Source organism: Streptomyces sp. 8N706 (genome assembly GCF_052245415.1).
Lineage (GTDB): Bacteria > Actinomycetota > Actinomycetes > Streptomycetales > Streptomycetaceae > Streptomyces.
This window is the reverse complement of record NZ_JBQQBW010000057.1, coordinates 1-22,018: the sequence shown is the minus strand read 5'-3', so window position 1 is coordinate 22,018 and position 22,018 is coordinate 1. Positions and strand designations below refer to the sequence as shown.

The window sequence follows — 22,018 nt, the reverse complement described above, 5'->3', positions numbered from 1 at the left end:
TCTGTGACCGGGCTGAAGGCCGAGCAGCTATACGCTGGGTTTATACGGGCGGGGCATCGGCGCACCGACCCACCCCTGCTCGAACGCGAGGAGGGGCAAGCACAGTTGAGGAACGTGGTGGCCGCGCTCGGTGAAGGCCGCCCCGCCGTCGTCTCCGTGACCGGCCGCCCCGGCTTCGGCCACAACGCCCTGCTGCGCTGGACCGCCCGCCTCGCGGAGGAGCGCTCCGTACGCGTCCTGAGCGTCAGCGGCTCCCTGGCCGAACGCGACCTGAGCCACGGAGCCGTGACCCAACTCCTCACCTCGCTGGGCGAGGTGGCCGAACCCTCCCTGCGGGCCCTGCGCGGGCACCACGAGCCGGACGGCCTGCCGGGCCTGCCCGAACTCCTGCACACCGCCCGCCGCACACCCACGCTCGTGACGGTGGAGGACGCACAGTGGCTGGACACGGCCTCCCTGCACTGGCTGCAGGCCCTGGTACGCCGCCTGTCGACCGGCATCCCCCTCGCACTGCTCATCGGCAACACCGGGCTGGACCCGCACGGCCCCGCCTGGCTGGCCGACGCCGCCCCCTCCGCGCGGCTGACCCGCCATCTCACCGTCCGTCCACTGAGCCCTCGCGCGGTCGCCGCCCTCGCCGAGCACATCTGCGGCACCCCCTGCGACGAGGCGTTCGCCGCCGCGGCCACCCAGGCGTCCTACGGCAGCCCCGCCGTACTGCACGCGGCCCTGCACTGCTTCGCCGCCGCCGGCCACCGGCCGACCGCCGACCGCATCCCGCAGCTGCGCACCCTGATCACCGGCATCATCGGCGACCGCGCGGGGCGCGCACTGCGGGGACTGACCGACGAGGCCACCGCCGTCCTGCGCGCGCTGGCCGTCGGTGGCGACCTGCTGGAGTTCCCCCTGATCTGTTCCCTGGCCGGGCTGCGCACCGTACGCGATTCCCGGCTGCGCGCGGCGCTGGAAATGGCCGGCTTCACCATCCCCGACGGCTCCTACGAACGCATCTGCCTGCCCGTCGTCCAGGCCCGCATCCTGGAGGACGCGCCCGCCGCCGAACGCGCCGCCCTGCACGCCCGCGCCGCCCATCTCGCCTACCGAGCCGTGGCCGACGACGAGGACGTCGCCCGCCTCCTCCTCCAGGCACCCCCCATCGGCGAGCCCTGGGCGGTCCACGCCCTGCGCGGTGGCTTCGAAGCCGCCATGCGACGAGACGAATTCGCCCGCGCCACCGCCTACCTGAGTCGCGCCCTGGACGAGCCCCAAGACCCCCTTCAGCACGCACAGATCAGCCTCGACCTGGCCGGCGCCGAGACCGTGGCCGCCCCTGAAGCCGGCGACCGCAGACTCAGCACCCTCGTCCACGCTCCGGGCGAGGGCGAACCATGGGCCCAACTGCGCGTGCGGGCCCTGGACATGGGCCTGGCCCGCGGCGACGACTCCTGGGGCCGCCGCGCCGCTGCCCAGGCCCTCGCCACCCCCCACGGCAGCGAGCGCGACGACCTGATCGCGCTGCACTGGTACGCCGCCGAGATCGGGCCCGAGGTCACCGACATCCCCGCCCTGCCCGAACGCCCCCTCGCCCCCGCCCAGGCCGGCATCCGCGCTTGGCAGCTCGCCGCACGCGGCCGGCACCGCGCAAGGGCCGCGGATCTGGCCCGCCGCGCCCTGGAAGCAGGCAACGCCGCACCCGTAGTGCCCCGCCTGGTCGCCGCCAGGGCACTGTGGCTCACCGACGCCGCCACCGAAGCCGAGGACCGCCTCGCCGCCATCATCGCCGAACTGCGCCGCCGCCACTGCCACCCCGCTCTCGCTCGCGCCCTGGTCCTGTCCGCCGAACTGCACCTGCGCGGCGGCCGCCTGGACGCCGCCGAACGCGCCGCGGACGCCGCTGAACGGGCACTGCCCGCCGCTGCCTGGCACCCCTTGGCCGCCCCGCACCTCATGGCCGTACGTACCGTCATCGCCCTGGAGACCAGCCGCCGCGACGAGGCCCGCGCCCTGTTCGACGCCCCCATGCCGCCCGGCTCCGAATACGGCGCCCACTGGTCCTACCTGCTGTACGCCCGCGCCCGCGTGGCCACCGACGCAGAACGCTGGGCCGAGGCCGTCGAACTGTTCAAGGAGAGCGGACGCTGGCTGCTGAGCAAACAATGGGTCAACCCCATCGTGATGCCCTGGCGTTCGCTGGCCGCCCGGGCCTGTCTCCCACTCGGCGACCAGGAACAGGCCCAGCGCCTGATCCAGGAGGAAATCACCCTCGCCCGCCACTGGGGCGCCCCCAGCGCACTGGCCCTGGCCCACCTGTGCGCCGGATCCCTCGGCCACCAGGAGCCGGCCGTCGGCGTCGGCGCATCCCCCCGCATCCCGCGCGGCCTGCCCACCCGGCTCACCTACGCCTGGGTCCTGGCCGAACTTGCCACCGCGGAAGTCACCAAGGGCGACCGCGCCACCGCGGCCCGCCTGCTGACCGAACTGTCCCGCAGCACCGTCACCCACTCCTCCAGCCGCCTGGCTGAGCGCGTGCGGTGGCTGACCGCCCGGCTGGAACAGCCCGCCACCCCCGACGACGCCGGCCTTCCCAAGGAGTGGGCCGCCCTGTCGCCCGCCGAGCGGCAGACCGCCGAACTGGCCCGCCGCGGCCTCAGCAACCGGGAGATCGCCGAACAGCTCTCGGTGAGCCGGCGCACCGTCGAGCTGCGGCTGAGCAGTACGTACAAAAAGCTGCACATCACCTCACGCAAGGAACTCCGCGCGCGGAGCCAGCCGACGGAAAGGGACGTAACCGATGCTGTATGAGCGGGAATCCGAGCTGGCCCACATCGACACCGCAGTACGTCGGGCACAGGCGGGCCGTTCCTCCGTACTGCTGCTGACCGGCCCCCTGGGCATCGGCCGGTCCGCCCTCCTCCACGAGGCCGGCGCCCATCTCCCCGACACCTTACGGGTCTTACGGGCCAACGCCGCACCCATGGAGCAACACTTCGCCTTCGGCATCGTCCACCAGATCCTCGCCCCCCTCCTGGCCGGCGACCTCACCGCCCCCGGCGGCCAGGACACAGGCAGCACCCCCCGGCCGGTCCCCGCCGGCAGCCTCCCCGCCCCCGGCGACGAGGACGCCGCCGCCTCCGAAGCCGTCCTGCACGACCTGCGGTCCCTGCTGGCCGAAGCCTGCGCCGCCACCCCCGTACTCATCCTCGTCGACGACCTGCAGTGGGCCGACCTCCCCTCCCTGCGCTGGCTCGCCTACGTGGCCCGGCGCCCGCACGGGCTGCGCGCCGCCCTCGTGTGCACCCTGCGCGACGGCGACCCCCGCGCCCAGCACCCGCTCATCCGCGACATCGCGGACGCCGCCGACATCCTGCGTCCCGCCCCGCTCTCGCTCGACAGCACCCGGGCCCTGATCCACCACCACCTGGGCGAACCCGCCGACGACACCTACGCCCACGCCTGCCACGACACCTGCGCCGGCAACCCCCTCTTCCTCCATTCCGTCCTGCGCGACCTTGCCCTGAGCGGCCACCGCCCCACCGCCGAACACGCCGACCAGGCCCGCGTGCAGCGCCCGGCCCAGCTCCGCGACCGCCTGGCCGGCTGCCTGTACACCCAGCCCGCCCCCGTACGCGACCTGGCCGCGGCCATCGCCGCCTTCGGTGACCACGGCGAGCCCGACCTCATCCAGCGCCACGCGCGACTGGACACCATCGGCTGCCAGCAGGCCCTGCGCACCCTGTACCACCTCGGCCTGCTCGCCCCCCACGACACCCCGCGCTTCATCCACCGCGTCGTCCGCGACGCCGTCGAATCCGCTCTCACCGTCGCCGAACGCGAACGCTCCCGGGACGCCGCGGCCGAACTCCTCCACCAGGCCGGCCGCCCCGCCGAACACGTCGCCGACCTGCTGATGGCCGTCACCGCCACCCACCGCCCGTGGGCCGTGGGGGTACTGCGGACAGCCGCCGAGGCCGCGCTGCGCCGCGGTGTGCCGGGCACCGCCGCCCGCTATCTGCAGCGCGCCCTGCTGGAGAGCACCGCGGGCGACGGCGAGCGCGCACGCCTGCTGATCGAGCTGGCCGGCGCCGAACGCGGCATCGACCCCGCCGCCTGCGAACGCCACATCAGCCAGGCCGTCCGCCTCCTGCCATCGGCCACCGACCGGGCCGCCGCCACCTTGCGCATCCCGCCCAACTTCTTGGGCGAGGCACCCCCCTCGGTGATGGACCGGCTGCGCCGTGCCTCCGAAGACCTCGACTCCACGGCGCCGCACCAAGGACGTGCTCGCGAGATCGCCCTGGGCCTGGAAGCGCGCCTGTGGCACGCCGGGCACGAGAACCCGACGGAACTGACCGGTGCGGTGGAACGCCTGCGCGCACTGGGCGCTCCGCCCCCCTTGGACACCGGCGGTGCCCGCGAACTGGCGGCCGTTCTGACCAGCGCGGCGGTTCTCTCGAGTGCCCTGCCGGCACCGGACGTCGCGGCCCTGGCCGGACGGATCCTGGAACGCGAGCCGGTGGCCGCCGCACGCGCCTCCACCGCACTCCCGCTGGTCACGGTGGCCCTGTACGCCGCCGACGCAGTGGAGGGCATCAACACCCGCCTGTCCTGCGAGCAGCTCTCCGACCGCCCGCATGCGGTGGTGCATGCCGAGAACGCCCTGATCCAGCTCGCCTGCGGCCGCCTGACGCAGGCCCGCGAACAGGTCGACCGGGCCGCCGAGCTGGCCGACGCGGACTGGCGCGAGCCCACCGCCGTCGTCCGGGCCGCGGTGGCCATGGAAACCGGCGACACCCAGCTGATCGAACGCCTCCTGGAAGACGCCGGGCAGCGCTGGCCGGACAGCCTCGCCCTGACGGCCATGCTGCAACTCCTCACAGCCTCGCTCGACGCCCGACGCGGCCGCGGCGTCCAGGCCCTGGAATCCCTCTTGGCCTGCGGCCGCCAACTGGAAGCGACCGGCTGGCGCAACTCCGCCCTCTATCCCTGGCGGCCCCGCGCCATCGTCCTCCACCACCGCCTGGGCGAGCCCCGCCCGGCCCTGGCCCTGGCGGAAGAAGAACTGGCCTGGGCGCGGCAGTGGGCGGCCCCCGCCGCCCTCGGCCGCGCCCTGCGCCTGAAGGCCCTCCTGCCCGGCGGAGGGGGCGTTCCCGCCCTGCGCGAGTCCGCCGAGATCCTCCGCACGTCCGCGAACACGCTCGAACTGGCCCGCACCCTCCTTCAGTTGGGCCGAGCCATGGAGAGCGGCAAGGAATCGAAGGCGGTGCTGCGCGAGGCCGCCGATCTCGCCACCGCCTGCGGCGCCCCCTGGCTGACCGAACGCGCCTGCGCGGCCCTGGGAAGCTCCGCCCCGAGCCCGGAGGCATCGCTCACCCACAGCGAGCGCAAGGTCGTCTCACTCGTGGGCCGGGGCCTGACCAATCAGGAAATCGCCGATGAGCTGGGTGTGAGTACCCGTGCGGTGGAGAAGCATCTGACCTCGTGTTACCGGAAGTTGGGTGTGGTGGGGCGACGCGAGCTGCCGGGAGGCCGGAGTGTGAGCGGGGCGTCCGTGCCGCGCTGAGTACGCCGTGGTGAGTGCCTCTTACGGTGCGGCATACCGGCGGTAACCGACGCGGGGTATTCGGGGGTCCGAAAGGGCAACGGCGCGGGTATTCGGTGGGGCCGAAAGGGCAACGGCGCGGGGGTATTCGGGGCGATCGAAAGGGCAAACGGCGCGAGGTGTTCGGGGGGACCGAAAGGTCGGGGCGGGACCGTACCGTCCGCGAGTGCGACCACAGGTTTAGCGGTGGGGGCCGGGTGAGCGTTGACGCTTGTCCGGATCGCTCGCTAGTGTCGATTGTGTCGGGGAGATCGGAATTCTTTCCCGACAGCTGCCGGGTCTTCGGTTTACCCGGCCCGTTTCTTTCTCCGGTTTCTCTTTCTCGCTCGATCTCTCTTGTATTTCTGGTTTACAGACGGGGGTTGGAAAGGATGTCGGTCCCTTGATGTTTTCTGCTCTGGAGGATTCTCCGCAGATTTCGGCAGGCCGGAGTGCGGTCGGTGCGCTCGGCGTGGCGGGACGGCGGGAAGGGCGGCCCTCGTCCGACCAGCCGGGCGTGTGCATGGCCGTACTGGACCCGGCGCTGACGATCCGTCACGCCAACCAGGAGTTCTTCCGCCACTTCGCGACCCCCACCGCGGCTTCCGTCGACGTACTCGCCTCTCCCCCCTCCGAATCCTCGACAACGGCACCCGACGTCTGCGGGCGCAATTTCCGCGAACTGATGCACCCCAGCGTGCGGCAGCCGCTCATGCGGCAGTTCGAGCGGCTGCTGGAGGGCCGCCGCGACCGGTTCGCCGCGCACGTGGTGGCGCTGCGGCCGACAGGCGACGCATTCACCGGCAGCCTCACGGCCGCCGTCGTGAGCGACTACGCCCCCGACCCGGCCGCGGTTCTCGTTCTGATGCGGTCAAAAGAGAGCGCGGAGGACGACGCGGTGGTGGCGCCCCGAAAGAAATTACTCAGCGAGATCGACGCGCGAATTCTGGAGGGAATCGCGGCGGGCTTGTCCACGATTCCGCTGGCCTCCCGGCTGTATCTCAGCCGACAGGGGGTGGAGTATCACGTCACCGGACTGCTGCGGAAACTGAAGGTCCCCAACCGCGCGGCCCTGGTCTCCCGCGCGTATGCGATGGGGGTGCTGACGGTGGGAACCTGGCCGCCCCGTGTCGTGGACGATTTCATCAAGTAGCACACCCGCATTCCCGTGGTTCGCCGCGCGGACTTGCGGGCCAGGTCCCGCCTTTGGGCCCTGGCCCGAGCCGAAAGAGAACCAACGAGACACAAGACGCCGGGGGCGCCGCGGAGCATCCGCGGCGCCCCCGGCGCCTTGGCGCGCGGCCGGCCCCGGGGGTCCGGCCGACTCTAGGGAATTCCATGGCCACCCCTGTCGAGACTGGGCGTGTGGCGTGCGGGAAGTCGAGCTGCCTCGTGCAGGGCACGCAGATAACTCAGTCGTTGTGGAACAGCCGTCCCCCGTGCCGGATGCCCACATCGGAATCCTCTGCTGTCCGCCGGTCTTGAGATGGGTTGGGTTGAACGTGGCGAACATGGACCAGGAACAGAAGCTCCGCGACTACCTGAAGCGGGCCAGTGCCGATCTGCGGCGCTCCCGGCAGCGGGTGGGCGAGCTGGAGGCGGCGGCCCGCGAGCCGATCGCGATCGTGGGCATGAGCTGTCGCTTCCCGGGAGGCGTGAGCAGCCCCGAGGAACTCTGGTCCCTGCTCGCCGCCGACGGTGACGGCATCACGAGGGCCCCCGCCGACCGCGGCTGGGAACTGTCGGCCGAGGACGCGGGGGAGTTCTCCGGCGGATTCCTGCACGACGCGGCCGAGTTCGACGCCTCCTTCTTCGGGATCTCCCCCCGTGAGGCACTCGCCATGGATCCGCAGCAGCGGCTGCTGCTGGAGTCCTCCTGGGAAGCCTTCGAGCGGGCCGGTATCGACCCGGCGGCGGTCCGGGGAACCAGGACGGGCATGTTCGTCGGGGCGATGCCCCAGGAATACCGGGTGGGCCCGGACGACGACGTCCAGGGCTTCGCCCTGACGGGCACCACCACCAGCGTCATCTCGGGCCGGCTCGCGTACTTCTTCGGGGCCGTGGGCCCGGCGGTCACCATCGACACCGCCTGCTCCTCCTCCCTCGTGGCCCTGCACCTGGCCGCCCACTCCCTGCGCCAGGGCGAGTGCTCCCTGGCCTTGGCCGCCGGTGTCACCGTGATGTCCAGCCCCGCCACATTCGTGGAGTTCAGCCGCCAGGGCGGTCTCTCCGCCGACGGGCGCTGCCGCTCCTTCGCCGACTCCGCCAACGGCACCGGCTGGGCCGAGGGTGTGGGCGTCCTGGTCCTGGAACGCCTCTCGGAGGCCCGTCGCAACGGGCACGAGATCCTGGCCGTCATCCGGGGCTCCGCCGTCAACCAGGACGGTGCCTCCAACGGGCTGACCGCGCCCAACGGGCCCTCGCAGCAACGGGTGATCGAGCAGGCGCTGGTCAGCGCGCGGCTCTCGGCCGACGAGATCGACGTCGTCGAGGCGCACGGCACCGGTACCACCCTGGGCGACCCCGTCGAGGCCCAGGCGCTGCTGGCGACCTATGGCCGCAACCGCGATGGCGACCGCCCGCTGCTGCTGGGCTCCGTGAAATCGAACCTCGGCCACACCCAGGCGGCGGCCGGCATGGCCGGCGTCATCAAGATGGTGCTGGCCATGCGGCACGGCCTGCTCCCGCGCACACTCCATGTGGACGCGCCGTCCTCGCACGTCGACTGGACACAGGGGGCCGTGCGCCTGCTCACCGAGCAAGCCCCGTGGCCGCGGGGCGAACAGCCGCGCCGGGCCGGCGTCTCCTCGTTCGGGCTCAGCGGCACCAACGCGCACACGATCCTGGAGGAGGCCCCGCCCGCCCCGTCCCCCGAGGCAGGCCAGGGGGGCCAGGAGGACACCGTACGGCCGGCCGCCGCCGACCCCGTGGCGGCGGGCGCCGTCCCGTGGCTCGTCTCCGGCCGCACCCGCGAGGCGCTGCGCGCCCAGGCGGCGCGGCTGCTCGAACACCTCACGTCCCGCCCCGGTCTCGCGCCCGTGAACCCCGTGGACGTCGCCTACTCCCTGGCCACGGCCCGCTCCGGCCTGGAGCACCGTGCCGCGTTCACCGCGGCCGACCTGGACCGGGCCCGCGCCGCCCTCACCGCGCTCGCCGACGGCGCGCCGGCCCCGGGCCTGGTGCAGGACACCGCGCGGACACGGTCCAAGCTCGCCTTCCTCTTCGCGGGCCAAGGCTCTCAGCGGCCGGGCATGGGGCGTGAACTGGCCGCCCGCTTCCCCCTCTTCGCCACCGCCCTCGACGACGTCCTCACCCACCTCGACCAGGGCCTCGAACGGCCCCTGAAGGACGTGCTGTTCGCCGCCGAGGGCACGCCCGAGGCCGCCCTGCTCGACGAGACCGGTTACGCCCAGCCCGCACTGTTCGCGATCGAGGTGGCGCTGTACCGGCTCGCCGAGTCCTTCGGCATCAAGCCGGACTTCCTCGCCGGGCACTCCATCGGCGAGATCGCCGCGGCGCACGTGGCCGGGGTCTTCTCCGTGGCCGACGCCGCGGCCCTGGTGCTCGCCCGCGGCCGCCTCATGCAGGCGCTCCCCGAAGGCGGCGCCATGGTCTCCCTCGAAGCCACCGAAGAGGAGGTCCTGCCCCTCCTGGAGGATCGGCAGGACCGCGTCTCGGTCGCCGCGGTCAACGGGCCCACCGCCGTCGTGGTCGCCGGCCGGGCCGACGACGTCACCGCCGTCGCCGAACACTTCGGCGCGCTGGGCCGCAAGACCAAGCGGCTGCGTGTCTCGCATGCGTTCCACTCCCCGCTCATGGAGCCCATGCTGGAGGAGTTCCGCACCGCCGTCTCCCGGCTCACACCGCAGGCGCCCGTGATCCCGGTCGTCTCCGGCCTGACCGGCACCCTCGCCACGGTGGAGCAGCTGACCTCCCCCGACTACTGGGTGGACCACGCCCGCCACGCCGTACGATTCGCCGACGCCCTCGCCTGGCTCGACGGCCACGGCGCCGCCACCTTCCTGGAACTGGGCCCCGACGGCGTCCTGTCCGCCATGGCCCAGACCTGCCTGGCCGCGGCCGGCACCGCCGACGGTGTCCCCGACTCCGCTGACACCGCCGGCCCCGCTGATGGCGTTCCCGCCACGCTCGCCGTGCTGCGGCCGGGCCGCCCCGAGGCCGAGGCCCTCACCGCCGCGCTGGCGGGTCTGCACACACGCGGCGTGGCCGTCCAGTGGGAGCCCTACTTCCAGGGCACCGGCGCCCGGCGCACCGACCTGCCCACCTACGCTTTCCTGCGCCGCCGCTACTGGCCCAAGAACGTGCCCGCTATGGGCGGTGACGTGCGCGCCGCCGGCCTGGGCGCGGCGCACCACCCGCTGCTGACGGCGGCCGTGTCGGTCGCCAACTCCGACGGCCTGCTGCTCACCGGCCGGCTGTCGCGGCGCACCCACCCCTGGCTCGCCGACCACGCGGTGCGCGGCACGGTGCTGCTGCCGGGCACCGCCTTCCTGGAGCTGGCCGTGCGCGCCGGGGACGAGGCCGGCTGCGATCGCGTGGAGGAACTCACCCTGGCCGCCCCGCTGGTGCTGCCCGAGGAGGGCGGCGTCCAGGTGCAGGTGTGGGTGGGCAGCCCGGACGAGTCCGGCCGCCGCGCCGTGAGCGTCCACTCCCGCCCCGACGGGCCGGAGGAACTCCCCTGGACCCAGCACGCCGCCGGCACCCTCGTCGCCGGCGAGCACCGCGCCGGCTTCGACGCCACCGCCTGGCCTCCCGCCGACGCACGTCCGCTGGACCTCGACGGCTTCTACGACCGCATGGCCGACACCGGCTTCGGATACGGCCCTCTGTTCCAGGGCCTGCGCGCCGCCTGGCGCAGCGGCGACGACGTCTACGCCGAGGTGACCCTCCCCGAGACCAACGGCGCCGACGCTGCGTCTGCTGCGTCGTTCGGGATCCACCCGGCCCTGCTGGACGCCGCGTTGCACGCCGCGGCCTTCATCGACCTTGGCGAGCACGCCCGCGGCGGCCTGCCCTTCTCGTGGCAGGACGTGACCTTGCACGCGAGCGGGGCGACGACGGTCCGCGTGAAGCTGACCCCGGCCGCCGACGACGCGGTGGCGATCGCCGTCGCCGACACCACCGGCGCCCCCGTCGCCTCCATCGGCTCGCTCGTCCTGCGCACCATGCCCGACGAGCGGCTCAGCGCCGCCAACTCTTTTGTTCGCGACGCCCTGTTCGAGCTGCTCTGGACGGAACCGCGCCAGGCCGCCCAGGCGGCGCCCGCCTCGGTCGCCGTCCTCGGCCCGGACCTCTTCGGCCTGGAGCGGGCGCTGACGTCGCCGGACCTCACGGTCACGGCGCTGCCCGGCCCGGACACCGCCATCCCGGCCCCGGAGGTGGTCCTCGCCCCCGTCGCGGGTGCAGCCGGTGCCACCGGTAACGACGTCGTTACCGCCGTGCACGACCGCACCGCCCACGTCCTGGAGCGCCTGCGGACCTGGCTGCAGAACGAGCGGTACGCCGCGTCCCGGCTGGTCTTCGTCACCCGTGGCGCGGTCGCCACCGACGGCCGGCAGGCCCCGGACCCGGTGGCCGCCGCCGTCTGGGGCCTGGTGCGGTCCGCGCAAAGCGAACACCCCGGCCGCTTCGGGCTGTTGGACATCGACCCCGACCCCGCCGAGCCCGCCGCGGAGCCGCTGTCGCGGGCCCTGGCCCTGGCTCTGGACGAGCCGCAGACCGCCGTCCGCGGCACCGCCGTGCTCACCGCGCGGCTCGCCCGCGCCCAGGCGCCGCAGACCGTAACGGAGTGGGACCCCGAGGGCACCGTGGTCCTCACCGGGGCCACCGGCGGCCTGGGCCGCGTACTGGCCCGGCACCTGGTCGCCGAGCGCGGCGTACGGCACCTGCTGCTCGCCAGCCGCCGCGGCGCCGACGCCGAGGGCGCCAGGGAACTCGTGGCCGAACTGGCCGGGTACGGCGCGCAGGTGGCCCTCACGGCATGCGACCTGGCCGACCGCGCCGCCGTGGAGCGGCTGCTGGCCGGTGTGCCCGCCGAGCACCCCGTCACCGCCGTCGTGCACAGCGCCGGCACCCTCGACGACGGCGTGATCGAGTCGCTCACCCCCGAGCGGATCAGCGCGGTCCTGCGGCCCAAGGCCGACGCCGTCTGGCACCTTCACGAGGCCACCCAGGACCTGGACCTGGCCGCCTTCGTCGTCTTCTCCTCCCTCTCCGGCACCGTGGGCGCGGCGGGCCAGGGCAACTACGCCGCCGCCAACGCCTTCCTCGACGCCCTCGCCCAACTGCGCCGGGCCCAGGGCCTGCCGGGGCTCTCCCTGGCCTGGGGCCCATGGGAGCCCACCGCCGGAATGACCGGCGGCCTGACGGACGACGACCTTGAGCGCCTGGCCCGTATGGGCACGCCCGCGCTCACCGAGGAACAGGGCATCGCCCTCTTCGACGCGGCGACCGCCACGGACGCCGCCGTCCTGCTGCCGACCAGGCTCGACCTGTCCGTCCTGCGCGTCCAGGGCGAGATACCGCCGCTGTGGCGCGGCCTGATCCGCACCCCGGCCCGCCGCTCGGTGGTCTCGGGCTCGGAGGCCGCGGTCACCCTTGTACAGAAGCTGTCCCGGCTGGCGGAGGCCGACCGCGGCGAGGTCGTGCTCGACCTCGTGGCCGGCCAAGTGGCCGCTGTACTCGGCCACTCCAGCACCGCCGACATCGACGCGCGGCGCCCGCTGCGGGAGCTGGGCTTCGACTCGCTGACCGCCGTGGAACTGCGCAACCGGCTCAGCGCGGCCACCGGCCTGCGCACCGCCGCGACGGTCATCTTCGACTACCCGACCGTCGACGCCCTCGCCGCGCACATCCTCGCCGAACTCATGGGCTCCGAAGCCGCCGCCCCGGCCGGTGCCCCCCGTGCCGCCGCCACCGCCACCCACGACGACCCCATCGTCATCGTCGGCATGAGCTGCCGCTACCCGGGCGGCGTCGCCTCGCCCGAGGACCTGTGGCGGCTGGTCAGCGAGGGCACCGACGCCATCTCGGGCCTGCCCACCGACCGGGGCTGGGACCTGGACGCGCTCTACGACCCGGACCCTGACCGCATAGGCACCTCCTACTCCCGTTTCGGCGGATTCCTGGACACCGCCGCCGACTTCGACCCCGCCTTCTTCGGCATGAGCCCCCGCGAGGCCCTGGCCACCGACTCCCAGCAGCGGCTGCTCCTCGAAGCGTCCTGGGAGGCCATGGAGCGCGCGGGTATCGACCCGGTGTCCCTGCGCGGCAGCCAGACGGGCGTGTTCGCGGGCGTGATGTACAACGACTACGCCACGGTGCTTTCCGGCGGGCAGTTCGAGGGCCACCAGGGGAGCGGCACCGCCCCGAGCGTCGCCTCCGGGCGGGTCTCCTACACCCTCGGCCTCGAAGGCCCCGCCGTCACCGTCGACACCGCCTGCTCCTCCTCCCTGGTCGCCATGCACTGGGCGATGCAGGCCCTGCGCGCGGGGGAGTGCTCCCTGGCGCTGGCCGGAGGCGTCACGGTGATGTCCACCCCCGGCGCCCTCATCGAGTTCTCCCGGCAGCGCGGACTGTCCCCCGACGGCCGCTGCAAGGCGTTCTCCGACAGCGCCGACGGCGTCGGCTGGTCCGAGGGCGTGGGCGTACTCGTCCTGGAACGGCTCTCCGACGCCCGCCGCAACGGGCACCACGTCCTGGCCGTCGTACGCGGCTCCGCCGTCAACCAGGACGGCGCCTCCAACGGCCTGACCGCGCCCAACGGCCCGTCCCAGCAGCGGGTGATCCGGCAGGCGCTGGCCGCCGCCGGACTGTCCACGGCGGACGTGGACGCGGTGGAGGGCCACGGCACCGGCACCACCCTCGGCGACCCCATCGAGGCTCAGGCCCTGCTCGCCTCCTACGGCCAGGACCGCGACGCCGAACACCCCCTGCTGCTCGGCTCCGTCAAGTCCAACATCGGCCACACCCAGGCCGCGGCCGGCGTCGCCGGTGTCATCAAGATGGTCATGGCCATGCGCCACGGCGTGCTGCCCCGCACGCTGCACGCCGACGAGCCGTCCACACACGTGGAGTGGGACACCGGAGCGGTACGCCTGCTCACCGAGGAGACCCCCTGGCCGCAGGTCGGCCGACCGCGCCGCGCCGGCGTCTCCTCCTTCGGCTTCAGCGGTACGAACGCCCACGTCATCGTCGAGGAACCGGCGGCCGCCCCGGACCCGCGCGAGGAGCGCGAACAGCCGCGGCCCGCACCGGCCGTCGTGCCGTGGCGGCTCGCCGCCAAGAGCCGGGCGGCACTCCGCGACCAGGCCGCCCGCCTGCGCTCCTTCCTGGACGACCACCCCGCGCTCGACCCGGCCGACATCGGGCTCTCCCTCGCCACCACCCGCTCCGCCTTCGACCAGCGCGCCGTCGTCACCGGCGACCGCGACGAACTGCTGCGCGCCCTGGCCGCCCTGGCCAACGACCGGCCCGACCCCGCCCTGACCGAGGGCGAGATCGGCGGCGCAGGCAAGCTGGCCGTGCTGTTCTCGGGGCAGGGCAGCCAGCGCCCCGGCGCGGGCCGTGAACTCCACGCCCGCTTCCCCGCGTTCGCCACGGCCCTCGACGAGGTGGCCGCGGCCCTCGACCCGCACCTGGACCGCCCCCTGAAGGACGTCCTGTTCGCCCCGGACGGCAGCCCCGAGGCGGAACTGCTGGACCGCACCGAGTGGACCCAGCCCGCCCTCTTCGCCATCGAGGTCGCCCTCTACCGGCTGCTGCACACCTGGGGCATCCGCCCCGACGTACTGCTCGGCCACTCGGTCGGCGAGATCGCCGCCGCACACGTCGCGGGCGTCCTCTCGCTCCCCGACGCGGCCCGCCTGGTCGCCGCGCGGGCACGGCTGATGCAGGCCCTGCCTGCCACCGGCGCCATGATCTCCCTCCAGGCCACCGAGGACGAGGTCTCCCCCCTGCTCGCCGGGCGCGAGCACGAGATCTCCCTCGCCGCCGTCAACGGACCCCGCGCCGTCGTCGTCGCCGGAGACCGGGCAGCGGCCGAGGAGATCGCCGCCCACTTCGCCACACAGGGCCGCAAGACCAAGCAGCTCCCGGTCAGCCACGCCTTCCACTCGCCGCTCATGGAGCCCATGCTCGACGGGCTGCGCGAGGTCGCGGCCGAGCTCACCTACGCCGCACCGAACCTCACCGTCATCTCCGACCTCACAGGGGAACCCGCTACCGACGAACAGCTCCGCTCCGCGGCCTACTGGGTCGCGCACGCGCGCGGCACGGTCCGCTTCGCCGACGGCATCCGCGCCGCACACGCCCACGGCGCGGGCACCTTCCTCGAACTCGGCCCCGACAGCGTCCTGCTGGCCCCCGCCCAGGACACCCTGGGCGAGGAGACGGAAGCGGACCTCGTCCCGCTGCTGCGCGCCGAGCGCGGCGAGGAGCGGTCGGTGACCACCGCGCTCGCCCGCCTGCACGTACGCGGCACCGCCGTGGACTGGCCCGCGTACTTCACCGGCACCGCCACTCGTACCGTGGACCTGCCCACCTACGCCTTCCAGCACGAGCACTACTGGCCCGAGACCACCCCCGCGCCCGGTCCGCAGGCCGCCGCCGACCCCGCGGACGCCGAACTCTGGGGCGCCGTCGAACGCGGCGACGCCACGGAGGTCGCGACCCTCCTCGGACTGCGCGACGAACAGCACGCCTCCCTCTACGCCCTGCTGCCCGCCCTGTCGTCCTGGCGCCAGCACCGGCACGAGAAGGCCCTGCTGGACTCCACCCGCTACCGTGTCGCCTGGCGGCCCGTACAGGCTGCCGCAGCCCCCGTCCTGGACGGCACCTGGCTGCTCGTCACCACCGAAGCCGACGGGAACACCGACGGCGACGAAATTCTGGACGCGCTGCGCGGCCACGGCGCCCAGTTCGAAACCCTCGTCCTGGACGCCGCCTGCCTCGACCGCGCCGAACTCACCGACCGGCTCACCGCCGTACGGGACGAGGACCGGCCGCTGACCGGCGTACTGTCCCTGCTCCCGCTCGCCGACCGGCCCGGCACCGACATCGGCGCCGAGCCGCCGACCGGGCTCGCTTTGAGCATCGTCCTGACCCAGGCACTCGCCGACACCGGCCTCGCCGCGCCCCTGTGGACCCTGACCCGCGGCGCCGTCACCACCGGACCCGCCGACCCACTCGCCGGCCCCCTCCAGGCGGCGGTCTGGGGCCTTGGCCGGGTCGCGGCCCTGGAGCACCCGCAGCTGTGGAGCGGCCTGATCGACCTGCCGCCCGTCCTCGACGCGCCCACCACCCAACACCTCGTCAGCGCCCTGGCCGCGCAGGGCGGCGAGGACCAGATCGCGATCCGCGCCACCGGCGCGCTCGGCCGCCGCCTGGTACGCCACCCGCTCGCCGAACTGCCCCCGGCCGACACCTTCACCGCGCGCGGCACCGTACTGGTCACCGGCGGCACCGGAGCGCTCGGCGCCGAGGCCGCCCGCTGGCTCGCCCGCAGCGGCGCCGACCACCTCCTGCTCACCAGCCGCCGCGGACCGGATGCCCCCGGAGCGGACGAACTTGTCGCCGAACTCGAGGAGTTGGGTGCCCGCGTCACCATCGCGGCCTGCGACACCGCCGACCGGGCGGCCCTCGCCGCGCTGCTGGACTCCGTACCGGAAGAGCACCCGCTGACCGGGGTCGTCCACGCGGCGGGCGTCGGCCAGGCCGCCGCCCTCACCGACACCCCGCTGGCGGACGCCGCGCAGGCCATGGCCGCCAAGCTGCTCGGCGCGGCCCACCTCGACAGCCTCCTGGAGGGCCACGACCTGGACTTCTTCATCCTGGTCTCCTCGATCGCCGGAGTGTGGGGCAGCGCCGGACAGAGCGCCTACAGCGCCGCCAACGCCTACCTCGACGCCCTCGCCGAGCACCGCGCGGCCCGCGGCCTGCCCGCCACCTCGGTGGCCTGGGGCCCCTGGGCCGAGGCAGGCATGGCCACCCACGAGGCCGTCACCGACGAACTGCACCGGCGCGGGCTGCGCTTCCTCGCGCCCTCGACCGCCATCGCCGAACTGCGGCGCGCCGTCGTCCAGCAGGACGTCACGGTCACCGTCGCCGACATCGACTGGGACCGCTACCACCCGGTCTTCACCTCCACCCGCCCCAGCGTCCTCTTCGACGAACTGGCCGAGGTCCAGGCCCTCGTACGCGCCGAAGGCGTCAGCGCCGCGCCCGAATTCGCCGAACGCCTGCGGGGCCTCGACGAGGACGAGCAACAGCGCCTGCTCACCGACCTGGTGCGCGCCGAGGCCGCCGTCGCACTCGGCCACGCCAGTGCCGAGGCCGTCTCCGAGCGCCGGGCCTTCCGCGACGCGGGCTTCGACTCGCTGACCGCCGTGGAACTGCGCAAGCGGCTGGCCGCGCTCACCGGCCTGCCGCTGCCCGCCACCCTCGTCTTCGACTACCCGACCCCAGCCGCCCTCGCCCGCCACCTGCGCGGCGAACTCCTGGGCACCGGACAGGGGTCGGCCGCCCCCGCGGCCGTGGCTGTGTCCTCATCGGGCAGCTTCGACGAACCCATCGCCATCGTCGGCATGAGCTGCCGCTTCCCCGGCGGTGTCCGCTCCCCGCAGCAGTTCTGGGAGCTGGTCTCCGAAGGCGTCGACGCCATCACCGACTTCCCCGTCACCCGCGGCTGGCACACCGGCCTCTACGACCCCGACCCCGACAACCCCGGCACGACGTACTCCACCCAGGGCGGCTTCCTGCACGACGCGGGCGAGTTCGACGCCTCGTTCTTCGGTATCTCGCCGCGTGAGGCCCTGTCGATGGACCCCCAGCAGCGCCTGCTGCTGGAGACCACCTGGGAGGCGTTCGAGCACGCCGGTATCGACCCCACCGCCGTCCACGGCACCAGCACCGGCACCTTCATCGGCTCCACCTACCAGGAGTACGGGTTCGGCGTGAGCGACGGCTCCGCCGGCCACCTGGTGACCGGCACCAGCCCCAGCGTCCTGTCCGGGCGGCTGGCCTACCTCTTCGGCCTCGAAGGGCCCGCCGTCACCGTCGACACGGCCTGCTCCTCCTCCCTGGTCGCCCTGCACCTGGCCTGCCAGTCCCTGCGCAATGGCGAGAGCTCCCTCGCCCTGGCGGGCGGCGCGACCGTGATGACCAACCCCAACCCGTTCGTCGCCTTCAGCCGGCAGCGCGCCCTGGCGGGCGACGGCCGCTGCAAGGCGTTCTCCGACAGCGCCGACGGCATGGCCCTCGCCGAGGGCGTCGGCATCCTCGTCCTGGAGCGGCTCTCCGACGCCCAGCGCAACGGACACGAGATACTCGCCGTCGTCCGCGGCTCGGCCATCAACCAGGACGGCGCCTCCAACGGCCTGTCGGCGCCCAACGGCCCCGCCCAGCAGCGCGTCATCCGCCAGGCCCTGGCCAACGCCAAGCTGACCCCGGCGGACATCGACGCCGTCGAGGCCCACGGCACCGGCACCGCGCTCGGCGACCCCATCGAGGCCCAGGCCCTCTTCGCCACCTACGGACCGGCCCGCGACACCGCGGACCCCCTGCTGCTGGGCTCCGTCAAGTCCAACATCGGCCACACCCAGTCGGCGGCCGGCGTCGCCGGCGTCATCAAGATGGTCCTGGCCCTGCGCCACGGACAGCTGCCGCGCACCCTGCACGCGGACACCCCCTCCCGCCACATCGACTGGACCCCCGGCACCGTCTCCCTGCTGACCGAGCCCACCGAATGGCCCGAGGGCGAGCGCCCGCGCCGCTGCGCGGTCTCCTCCTTCGGCATCAGCGGCACCAACGCCCACACCGTCCTCGAAGAAGCCCCCCGCCCCCAGGACACCGCCCCCGCACAGCCGGTGCCCCCGGCAGGCGGCGCCATACCCTGGGTGCTCTCCGCCCGGACCCCGGGCGCCCTGCGCGCCCAGGCCGCGAACCTCGCCGCCCACCTCGACGGCGAACAGGCCCCCGCGGCCCTCGACATCGGCCACACCCTGGTGGCCACCCGCACCCTCTTCGACCACCGCGCCGTCCTCGTCGGCACCGACGACCGGGCCCGGCGCGCCGCGCTCGACGCCCTGGCCACCGGCGGCTCCGACGCGGGCGTCGTCCTGGGCACGGCCGACACCGACGGCGGGACCGTCTTCGTCTTCCCCGGCCAGGGCTCCCAGTGGGTCGGCATGGGAGCGCGGCTCCTGGAAGAGTCCCCGGTCTTCGCCGAGCGCCTGACCGAATGCGCCACCGCCCTCTCGGAGTTCACCGACTGGTCCCTGCTCGACGTCCTGCGCCGGACGGAGGGCGCGCCGGCCCTGGACCGCGTCGACGTCGTCCAGCCCGCCTCGTTCGCCGTCATGGTCTCGCTGGCCGCCCTGTGGACCTCCCACGGCATCACCCCCGACGCCGTCGTCGGCCACTCGCAGGGCGAGATCGCCGCGGCCGCCGTCGCCGGCGCCCTCTCCCTGGGCGACGCGGCCCGCGTGGTCGCACTGCGCAGCCAGGCCATCGCCCGCGGGCTGGCCGGATCCGGCGGCATGCTGTCCGTCCCGCTGCCCGTGACCGACGTCGAGCGGCGCGTCGCCTCGTACGAGGACCTGTCCATCGCCGCCGTCAACGGGCCCCGGTCCGTCGTCGTCTCCGGCGCCACCGCACCACTGGACGCCCTCCAGGCCGAGCTGATCGGCGAGGACATCCGCGCCAAGCGCATCGCCGTGGACTACGCCTCGCACTCCGCGCAGGTCGAAAGGGTGCGGGACGAACTGCGCACCGTCCTCGCACCGGTGCGCCCGCGCCGCGCGCAGGTGCCCTTCTTCTCCACCGTCACCGGTGACTGGCTGGACACCACCGGCATGGACGCCGACTACTGGTACACCAACCTGCGGCAGACCGTCCGCTTCCAGCCCGCCATAGGCGAACTCCTCGCCCAGGGCCACCGCTTCTTCATCGAGGTCAGCTCCCACCCCGTACTCGCCATGGGCATCCAGGCGACCGCCGAGGAAGCCGGGGCCCCGGCCGCGGTCCTCGGCACGCTCCGGCGCGAAGCGGGCGGCACCGACCGCTTCCTGACGTCCCTCGCCGAGGCCTTCGTACGGGGCGCCGACGCCGACTGGACCGGTGTCTTCGCGGGCACCGGCGCCCGCCGCGTGCCACTGCCCACGTACGCCTTCCAGCGCGAGCACCTGTGGGCGATCCCCGACCTGCCGCAGGACCGGCCCGAAGCGGACCCCGCGGACGCGGAGTTCTGGACGGCGGTCGAGGAGGAGGACGTCGACGCCCTCGCCTCCAGCCTGCGCCTGGACCGCACCTCCCTGGCCCCGGTCCTCCCGGCCCTCTCGCACTGGCGCCAGCGCCGCCGCGACCTTTCCACTGTGGACTCCTGGCGCTACCGTGCCACCTGGAAGCCACTGACCAGCCTGCCCACCCCTTCCCTGACGGGCAGCTGGCTCGTCGTCGCCCCCGAAGGGACCGTCACCGACGCCGTCACCGGCGCCCTCGCCGCCCACGGCGCCGAACCGCGCACCCTCGTCCTGGACGACACCTGCGCCGACCGCGCGACCCTGACCGCGCGCCTGGCGGACCTCGAAGGCGCGGCGGACCTGACGGGCGTGGTGTCCCTGCTTGCCGACGCCGAGGGGCCGAGCGCCTACCACCCGGCGCTCACCCGCGGACTCGCCCTGACCCTCGCGCTCGTCCAGGCACTCGGCGACTCCGGGATCGACGCGCCCCTGTGGTGCCTGACCCGTGGGGCCGTCTCCACCGGCCGCGCGGACCGGCTCACCCACCCCGACCAGGCCCAGATCCACGGCCTGGGCTGGACCGCCGCCCTCGAACACCCGCAGCGCTGGGGCGGCCTGATCGACCTGCCCGAGCAGCTCGACCGGCGCGCGGGCGAACGCCTGGCCGCCGTCCTGTCCGGCCGCACCGGCGAGGACCAGCTCGCCCTGCGCGCCTCCGGCGTCCTGACCCGCCGCGTCGTACGGGCCGCCGGAGCCGACCCCGCCCCGGCCCGGCCCTGGTCGCCGCGCGGCACCACCCTCGTCACCGGCGGCACCGGCACCCTCGCCCCGCACCTGGCCCGCTGGCTCGCCGGGCAGGGCGCCGAGCACATCGTGCTCACCAGCCGCCGCGGCCCGGCGGCACCCGGCGCCGACGAACTCGTCAGGGAACTCGCCGAGTCGGGCTGCGAAGCCACCGTCGTCGCCTGCGACCTGACCGACCGCAGCGCCGTGGCCGACATGCTCGCGGCCCTGAAGGCCGAAGGCCGCACCGTCCGCACGGTCGTGCACACCGCCGTCACCATCGAACTCGCGCCGATCGCCGAGACCACCCCCGACGTCTTCGCGCAGGTCCTGGACGCCAAGGTCCCCGGCGCCCGGCACCTAGACGAACTCCTCGACGACGACGAGCTCGACGCGTTCGTCCTGTACTCCTCCGCCGCCGGGATGTGGGGCAGCGGCGCCCACGCCGCCTACGTCGCGGGCAACGCCTACCTCGGCGCCCTCGCCGAGCACCGCCGCGCCCGGGGCGCCCGCGCCACCGCCATCTCCTGGGGCATCTGGGCCGACGACCTCAAGCTCGGCCGCGTCGACCCCGCCCAGATCCGCCGCAGCGGACTGGTCTTCATGGAACCCCAACTGGCCCTCACCGGCCTGCGGCAGGCCCTCGACGACGACGAGACGGTCCTGGCCGTCGCGGACGTGGACTGGGAGCGCTACTACCCCGTCTTCACCGCCAACCGGCCCACCCCGCTCTTCGGGGAACTGCCCGAGGTCCGGCAGCTGGCGGAGGCGGGCACCGAACTCCCCGGCTCCGGCAACGAGTTCACCACCCGGCTGCTGGCCCTGGCCCCCGTCGAGCAGGACCGGCTCCTGCTGGACCTGGTCCGCACCGAGGCGGCCACCGCCCTCGGCCACGCCTCACCCGACGTCCTCTCCGAACAACGCGCCTTCCGCGACGTCGGCTTCGACTCACTGACCGCCGTCGACCTGCGCAACCGGATCGCCACCGTGACCGGGCTCGCCCTGCCGAGCACCATGGTCTTCGACTACCCCAACCCGCTCGCGCTGGTCGCCTACCTGCGCGACGCCATCGCCGGGTCCCACGCGGGCACCGCCGGGGCGGCCACGCACACCGCGGCCGCCACCGACGACGAGCCCATCGCCATCATCGGCATGAGCTGCCGCTACCCCGGCGGCATCGGCTCCCCGGAGGACCTGTGGCGCCTGGTCGCCGAGGGCGGCGACGCCACCGGCGAGTTCCCCACCGACCGCGGCTGGGACGCCGAGGGCCTCTACGACCCCGACCCCGACCGGGCCGGCCACACCTACTCGACCCGGGGCGGCTTCCTCCACGACGCTGCCGACTTCGACGCCTCCTTCTTCGGCATCTCGCCCCGCGAGGCCCTGGCCATGGACCCCC

General features: G+C 74.2%; 4 protein-coding genes. All 4 read left to right on the top strand.

Annotated elements, in window-relative coordinates; all coding sequences use genetic code 11:
* Positions 1-3: 3 nt before the first annotated feature.
* Positions 4-2,802: an AAA family ATPase gene (locus tag ACTWQE_RS21080; RefSeq protein ID WP_443330557.1), complete on the top strand. Its 2,799-nt coding sequence runs from the start codon at positions 4-6 to the stop codon at positions 2,800-2,802.
* Positions 2,792-5,560 carry an ATP-binding protein gene (locus ACTWQE_RS21075; protein WP_443330556.1) on the top strand — a complete coding sequence of 923 codons (2,769 nt, stop codon included), beginning with the start codon at positions 2,792-2,794 and terminating at the stop codon, positions 5,558-5,560. Before ACTWQE_RS21080 ends, ACTWQE_RS21075 begins: the two co-directional genes overlap by 11 nt.
* Before the next feature lie 421 nt (positions 5,561-5,981).
* Entirely contained in the window at positions 5,982-6,731 is a 750-nt protein-coding gene (locus ACTWQE_RS21070; protein WP_443330570.1) for a LuxR C-terminal-related transcriptional regulator, read from the top strand.
* 358 nt (positions 6,732-7,089) lie between these two features.
* On the top strand, positions 7,090-22,018 hold a 14,929-nt coding region (locus tag ACTWQE_RS21065; RefSeq protein WP_443330555.1), incomplete at its 3' end, for a type I polyketide synthase.

Excerpts from the sequence above, each read along its gene's own strand:
- ACTWQE_RS21075 (WP_443330556.1), top strand. The coding sequence starts at position 2,792 with ATGCTGTATGAGCGGGAATCCGAGCTGGCCCACATCGACACCGCAGTA.